The sequence below is a fragment of the Streptomyces sp. CT34 genome (assembly GCF_000805335.1).
Classification (GTDB): Bacteria; Actinomycetota; Actinomycetes; order Streptomycetales; family Streptomycetaceae; genus Streptomyces.
Genome location: NZ_KN708638.1, coordinates 6,784,577 through 6,791,458, shown reverse-complemented (window position 1 = coordinate 6,791,458; position 6,882 = coordinate 6,784,577). Strand labels below are relative to the sequence as shown.

At 73.6% G+C, this 6,882-nt stretch carries 5 protein-coding genes and 1 pseudogene; 4 read left to right on the top strand and 2 right to left on the bottom strand.

Features of this window, described 5'->3' with window-relative positions; genetic code table 11:
* Positions 1-1,063: pseudogene (locus RZ84_RS37225) on the bottom strand (aminotransferase class I/II-fold pyridoxal phosphate-dependent enzyme); the annotation flags it as partial.
* A 112-nt stretch (positions 1,064-1,175) separates the two neighbouring features.
* Between RZ84_RS37225 and RZ84_RS29665 the strand changes: the two are divergent.
* The 3 genes from RZ84_RS29665 (at position 1,176) to RZ84_RS29655 (ending at position 4,050) form a co-directional block, all read left to right on the top strand.
* On the top strand, positions 1,176-1,985 hold the full coding sequence (locus tag RZ84_RS29665; protein WP_043267307.1) for an alpha/beta fold hydrolase: 810 nt from the start codon (positions 1,176-1,178) through the stop codon (positions 1,983-1,985).
* Positions 1,986-2,260: 275 nt separating this feature from the next.
* On the top strand, positions 2,261-2,707 hold the full coding sequence (locus RZ84_RS29660; protein WP_043267305.1) for an RrF2 family transcriptional regulator: 447 nt from the start codon (positions 2,261-2,263) through the stop codon (positions 2,705-2,707).
* 125 nt (positions 2,708-2,832) lie between these two features.
* A complete protein-coding gene (locus tag RZ84_RS29655) occupies positions 2,833-4,050 on the top strand; it encodes a globin domain-containing protein (RefSeq protein ID WP_043267303.1) in 1,218 nt (405 codons plus the stop codon).
* A gap of 42 nt (positions 4,051-4,092) precedes the next feature.
* Here RZ84_RS29655 and RZ84_RS29650 read toward each other — a convergent pair whose 3' ends face one another.
* On the bottom strand, positions 4,093-4,956 hold the full coding sequence (locus RZ84_RS29650; protein WP_107068312.1) for a class I SAM-dependent methyltransferase: 864 nt from the start codon (positions 4,954-4,956) through the stop codon (positions 4,093-4,095).
* Positions 4,957-5,221: 265 nt separating this feature from the next.
* Here RZ84_RS29650 and RZ84_RS29645 point away from each other — a divergent pair, with 265 nt between their 5' ends.
* Positions 5,222-6,838, top strand: coding sequence for an alpha/beta fold hydrolase (locus RZ84_RS29645; protein ID WP_043267302.1), 1,617 nt, complete (start codon positions 5,222-5,224; stop codon positions 6,836-6,838).
* Positions 6,839-6,882: the final 44 nt, after the last annotated feature.

Here is a 6,882-nt window from a genome sequence, read left to right as displayed (position 1 = left end):
GGGGGGGGAGCCGCTGGCGGGCCGCGGCGTCGGCGCGTTTCGCCTGCTCGACGGCGGCGGCGGTGCCGTCGCCCAGCCAGCGGGTGGCGGCGTCCAGCGCGAAGCCGGTGGCCGTCCAGGCGCCGGAGCGGAGCGCCCCGGCGAAGTCGGGGGTGGCGGCGCCGGTCGGCGGCACCAGGAATCCGAGCGTCAGTCGGGGGGGGAGCCGTTTGGAGAGGCTGTCGAGGAGAACGGTGCGTTCCGGCGCGAGGGCGGCAAGCGGCGGCAGGTCGGCGCGGAGGAATCCGTAGATCGCGTCCTCGATGGCATGGATGTCCAACTCCCCTAGCTTCTCGGCGAGTTCCTCCCTCCGGTGGGTGGGCATGGTGACGCCGAGGGGGTTGTGCAGGGCGGGCTGGAGGTAGACGGCGCGCAGCGGCGCGGCGGCGCGGAGCGCGTCGGGGGTCACGCCGTGCTCGTCCATCGCCAGCGGGACGAGGGTGACGCCGAGGCGGGCCGCGATGCCCTTGACGACGGGGAAGGTGAGCGGTTCGACGCCGAGGCGGCCACCGGGCGGCACCAGCGCGGCGACGGCGGCGGCGATGGCCTGCCGGCCGTTGCCCGCGAAGAGCAGCCGCCGCGGGTCGGGCGCCCAGTCGCCGCGGGCGAGATGCCCGGCGGCGGCCTGCCGCGCGGCAGCCGTACCGGCCGCGCCGGCCGGCCGCAGCGCCTCGGCCAGCGCGTCGCTCCGGTGCACCAGATGCGCCAGGCTCTTCGCGAGCAGCGCGGACTGGTCGGGCAGCAGCGGGAAGTTCAGCTCCAGGTCGACCCGGTGACCGCCGGGCTCGGCCAGCGCGGGCTCGGCCGGCGGCGCGGCCGTACGCACGAAGGTGCCGCGGCCGACCTCGCCCACGGTCAGTCCGCGCCGCCCCAGCTCCCGGTAGACCCGCGCCGCCGTCGACGGGGCGATCCGCCGGTCGCGGGCGAACCGCCGCAGCGGCGGCGGCAGCCGTTGGCCCGGCCCGAGGCGGCCGGCGGCGATGTCCGCCGCCAGACCGTCGGCGATCGCGCGAAAGTCCTCCACCGTCACGCTCTCCCTCCCTATTGCACCGAGCACATTGACAACATTGTGCCGAGAGATTGCCCCTTATAGCATCGAGCCGTCAACTCCAGTGCAGCGCGCGAAGGGAGATCCCGTGGGATCGGTCCACTCCGGAGAGATAACGGTGACCTACGAGGACGAGGGCAGCGGCGAACCGCTGGTCCTCGTCCACGGGCACCCCTTCAACCGCTCGATGTGGCGGCCCCAGATCGACCGCTTCAGCCACGCCGGATGGCGGGTGATCGCCCCCGACCTCCGCGGCTACGGCGACAGCACCGTCGTCCCGGGGAAGACCCCCCTGGAGACCCACGTCCGCGATATCGCCGCCCTCCTGGACCACTTGGGGATCGAGCGGTGCGTCCTCGGCGGGCTGTCCATGGGAGGGCAGATCGTCATGGAGTTCTGCCGGCTGCTCCCGGACCGGGTCCGGGCGGTCGTGTTCGCCGACACCTTCGCCCCGGCCGACACGGACGAGGGCCGGGCGGTGCGCCACCGGACCGCCGCCCGCCTCCTCCGCGACGGCATGGACGACTACGCCCGGGAGGTGCTGCCGAAGATGATCTCCCCGCGCACCATCGCGCGGCAGCCCGCGGTCGCCGAGCACGTCCTGGGCATGATGCGCACCACCTCACCCGAGGGCGCCGCCGCCGCACTGTACGGCCGCGCCGAGCGGCCGGACTACACCGGGCTGCTGCCACGGATCGCCGTACCGGCATGGGTCGTTGTCGGTGCCGAGGACGCGTTCACCCCGGTCGCCGATGCGCGGCTCATCCACGAATCGGTGCCGGGGGCGACCCTGACCGTCATTCAGGACGCGGGCCATATGCCGAACCTGGAGTGCCCGGACGCCTTCAACGCCGGTCTCGCCCGGTTCCTGGAATCCCTTGACGGGAAAGCATCCTGACTGCACGTCAGCCTAATTCCGGACCGGCCGCCGGCGCCCCGCCCCGACCCCCGCACATCTCGGTACGTGCCGTAAAATCCTTTGACAGTAGTCGAGTTGGGGAAGCCCGGCCGGGTCGGCGGCACCGTCGGGCGGAACGCGCCGACCCGGCGGCGCCCGGTCGGAGTCGACGAGGCCGGCCCGCGCGGACGGCGACCCGGTCGGGGCGCCGTCCCACGGACCACCCCCAGACACCCAAATTGGCATTCCAGATGCCACTTCTTTATAGTCCGGGTGTGCGACTGACCAAGAGCACCGACATCGCGCTGCGGATCGCCATGCGCCTGGCCGTGCTGGACGACACCGAGGACGCCCCCACCACCCGCGAGGTGGCGAGCGCCATCCAGGTGCCGTACAGCCACGCCGCCAAGGTGGTCAGCAGACTCCAGCACCTCGGCGCCGTCGAGGCCCGCCGCGGCCGGGGCGGCGGGCTGACGCTGACCACCGTAGGGCGCACCGGCTCACTCGGCCGCCTGGTGCGCGCACTGGAGGGGACCGATGACGTCGTCGGCTGCGAGGACGACCCGCCCTGCCCACTGCGCGCCGGGTGCCGCCTGCGGGGCGCCCTGCGCGCGGCCCAGGAGGCGTTCTTCGCCACGCTCGACCCGCTCTCCATCGAGGACCTGATCGGCACCCCCACGGGCCCGCTCCTGCTGAGCCTGACATCCCACCCCGCGGACTGATCCAGGCGGCCCGCACCGGCACCCGGCCCCCTCCTGCCCGGCCACCGCACGCCCAAAAATACGCATCCCACATACCACTTTTCCGACCGGCCCCCGCCGCCCACCGACGAACGGAGTGCCCTACCGTGCTGTCCCCGAAGTCCGCCGCCACCGTACGCGCCACCCTCCCCGCCGTCGGGGCGGCCATCGGCGAGATCGCCCCGCTCTTCTACGAGAAGCTGTTCGCGGCCCGGCCCGACCTGCTCCGCGATCTGTTCAACCGCGGCAACCAGGCCGACGGCAGCCAGCAGCAGGCGCTCGCCGGATCCATCGCCGCCTTCGCCGTCCATCTGCTCGCCCACCCGGACACCCGGCCGGACCTCCTGCTCACGCGGATCGCGCACAAGCACGCCTCGCTCGGGGTGCGCGAGGACCAGTACCCGATCGTGCACGAGCACCTCTTCGCGGCCATCGCGGAGGTGCTGGGCGACGCGGCGACCGAGGAGGTCGTGGCGGCCTGGGACGAGGTGTACTGGCTGATGGCGCACGCCCTGATCGCCATCGAGAGACGGCTGTGCGCGGCGGCGGGCACGACGGACGGCACGGTGTGGCGGACGTACCGGGTGGCCGGCCGGGTCCAGGAGACCGCGGACGTCGCGACGTTCTTCCTCCGCCCGGCCGAGGGCGCGCCCGTACCGCCGTACCGGCCCGGCCAGTACGTCTCCGTACAGGTGCAACTCCCGGACGGGGCACGGCAGATACGCCAGTACAGCCTGTCGGGGCAGGTGGACGGCGGGCTGCGGATATCCGTCAAGCGGGTCGCCGCCGGCCCGGACGGCACACCGGGCGGCGCGGTCTCCGGGTATCTGCACGATCGCGTCCACGGCGGCGAGACGCTGCGGGTGAGCGCGCCGTTCGGCGACGTGGTGCTGGCCGACGGCCCCGGCCCGGTCCTGCTGGCCTCCGCGGGCATCGGCTGCACGCCGATGATCGGCATGCTCGCCCACCTGGCGGCCGAGGGCTCCTCGCGCCGCGTCATCGCGGCACACGCGGACCGCTCCCCGGACAGCCACGCCCTCCGCGCCGAACTCGTCCAGCTGACCGGCAAACTGACCGGTGCCACGGCGGAACTCTGGTACGAGGACGGGGCCGCGCCCGGCGCGGCGGAACCGGGCCCGGCCCCGGCGGTGACCGTACGCGGCGGCCGGATGGATCTGACGCGGCTGGACATCCCGGCCGGCACCACCGCCTACCTCTGCGGCCCGGTCCCCTTCATGAAGGCCGTCCGCGCCCAGCTGCTGACGTGCGGCGTGCGGCCCGCGGACATCCACTACGAGGTCTTCGGGCCCGACCTGGGCCTGTGAGCGGCACCGGGCCGGGCGGGCACCGCGGGCCGCGACCGGGCATCACGACACCGGGCCGGCCACCCGCCCGGACGCCAGCAGCGCCGCGTGCGGCAGCACCAGGTCCCCGTCCGGCCCGGTGAACTCCCCGGCCAGCGCGGCGAACTGACGCCTGATCCGTTCGGTGACAGCCGCTCCCCGGCTGATGACGATCTGGCCGATGGTCGCCACTCCGGCCGCCGGGCCGTGCCACCACTCCTCGGGCGTGGTGCGGTGCTCCCAGGACAGCGCGGCGCAGCGCACCTCGGCCAGCCGCCCCGCCGTGCGCAGCAGCCCGGCCAGCCCCTCCTCGGTCCGCGGGAAGTCCTCTTCGGGGGCGAGGGCGGGCAGTTCGGCCGGGCGGCTCACCCCGGCGGCCTGTACGGCGCGGCCGAGCAGTGCCTGGCCCGGTGCGGCGGGGGCGGCCCAGATCGTCAGCGCGACGCGTCCGCCGGGCCGGGTCACCCGCCGCAGTTCCGCGAGGGCGGCCCGCGGCCGGCCGACGTGGTTGAGGACGAAGTTGCCGACCACGGCGTCGAACTCGCCGTCCGCGAAGGGGAGTCGGGGCAGCGCGGCGACTCGCACCTCCGCCTCGGGAACGGCGTGCGCCGCGTACCGCACCATGTCCGGTTCGGCGTCCACGGCGGTCACCCGCGCACCGCGCGCACCGGCCGCCGCGGCGACCACCCCGGTGCCCGTACCGACGTCCAGCACCCGTGCGCCCGCGCCAACCGCCGCGGCGTCCAGCAGCCACGGAACCGGATACGCGCACAGCTTGCCGAAGCCCGCCGCATACGCCGCGGCCCGACCCGCCCACGCCCGCCGCTCATTCGCGTCGAACGGCGTCTCCGGCACCGCCCCCTCCCGCACGGCGGACTCCTCACGCATACCGGTCATCCCGCCCACCCGGCTCCCGTCCGTCATCTCGCACCCCTCCTCGGCCGAGCTCTCCCCCGCAGCAGCTCTTCCCACACTGGCCCCCGCCGCCCCTCCGAACACCCCCGCCCCACCCGGGCGTTACCCACCCGTAACCTACCGATGGGTTACCGGAGGTAAGGGGCGGACCTTACCCTCCAGTCACATCGAGCCGCCGGATGCCCCTCCTGTCCTCGGACAGCATCCGCGCGGCTCGCATCGAGATCTGGAGCAGAAGATGACGCCCTCCCGCACGACGCTGCGCGCCGCGATCGGCACCGTCTCCGCCGCGGTCCTCACCGCCACCGTTCTCATCGGCGCCCCGGCACACGCCACCGGAGCCGCGGCAGCCCACCGCGCCGCGCCCGCCGCCCCGGCGCGGTCCGCCGCCGCGCTCCCGTCCCTGAGGTTCGTCGACATCAAGGGCGAGGGCGGGACCACCCTCAAGGCCAACGTCTTCACACCGGCGGGCACCGACGGCACCCGGCGCCACCCGCTCATCGTGCTGCCCACCAGCTGGGCGATGCCGCAGATCGAATACCTGGCGCAGGCCAGGAAGCTGGCCGCTGCGGGATATGTCGTCGTCGGGTACAACGCCCGCGGATTCTGGCAGTCCGGCGGGCAGATCGAGACGGCCGGACCGCAGGACATCGCCGACGCCTCCAAGGTCATCGACTGGGCACTGGCGCACACCCCGGCCGATCCGCGGAAGGTCGGCATGGGCGGGGTGTCGTACGGCGCCGGAATCAGCCTGCTGACCTCCGCGTTTGACAAGCGGGTCAAGGCGGTCGCGGCGCTCAGCGGCTGGAGCGATCTGATCGACTCGATCTACAGCGGGCGCACCCCGCACCGCCAGGCGGCGGAGGTGCTGGGCGGCCTGGGCGAGCTGACCGGCCGGCCCAGCCCCGAACTCCGCCAGGTCCTCAAGGACTTCCTGAGCGCCAACATGTCCCGGGAGAAGGACATGATCGCGTGGGGGAAGAAGCGCTCTCCGGTCACCTATATCGACAGGATCAACGCCAATGGCGCGGCGATCATGCTCGGGAACGCCTGGGGCGACTCGCTCTTCCCGCCCAACCAGTACGCCGCGTTCTTCGAGAAGCTGAAGGGCCCCAAGCGGCTGGAGTTCCGTCCCGGTGACCATGCGACGGCCGAGGGGCTGGGCCTCTTCGGGCTGCCCAACGACACCTGGACCGACACCGAGCGGTGGTTCGACCACTACCTCAAGGGCGCGGACAACGGCATCGACCGGGAATCGCCGGTACTCCTCAAGTCCCGCTCCACCGGCGCCTACGAGGGCTACAAGAGCTGGCAGGACGTTCCGTCCGCACACCGCAGGATCGCGCTCGACAACAGCCGGCGGATCCGCACCAATCTGGACTCCGGTGCCGACGGCGGGCTGATCTTCCTCTCCAGCATGATGGACCAGTTCCTCAAGTTGCCGCCGATGGCGTCGATCCCGCTGCTGCCGCGCTCACTGGCCGCCGTCTGGCAGTCCGCGCCGTACGGGACCGGGCAGCGGGTCCGCGGGACCACCCATCTGCACACCACCGTGACCAGTACCGCCGAGAGCGGCACCGCCATCGCCTACCTCTACGACGTGGGCCCGCTCGGCCTCGGCAAGCTGGTCACGCACGGCCCGTTCACCTTCCACGGCAGGACGCCGGGCCGGCCGTTCGGCGTGGACCTGGACCTCTTCTCCACGGCGTACGACGTCCCGGCCGGGCACCGGCTGGCGGTGGTCGTGGACACCGTCGACCCGCTCTACATCGCGCAGAACCCGGCCGGCTCCCGGCTGACGTTCTCCTCGCCGGCGAACGATCCGTCGTATGTGTCGGTGCCGGTCCGCGACTGACCCGCCGCGCCCCGCGCGCACCCGGGCCCAGGCCCTGTCGTCAC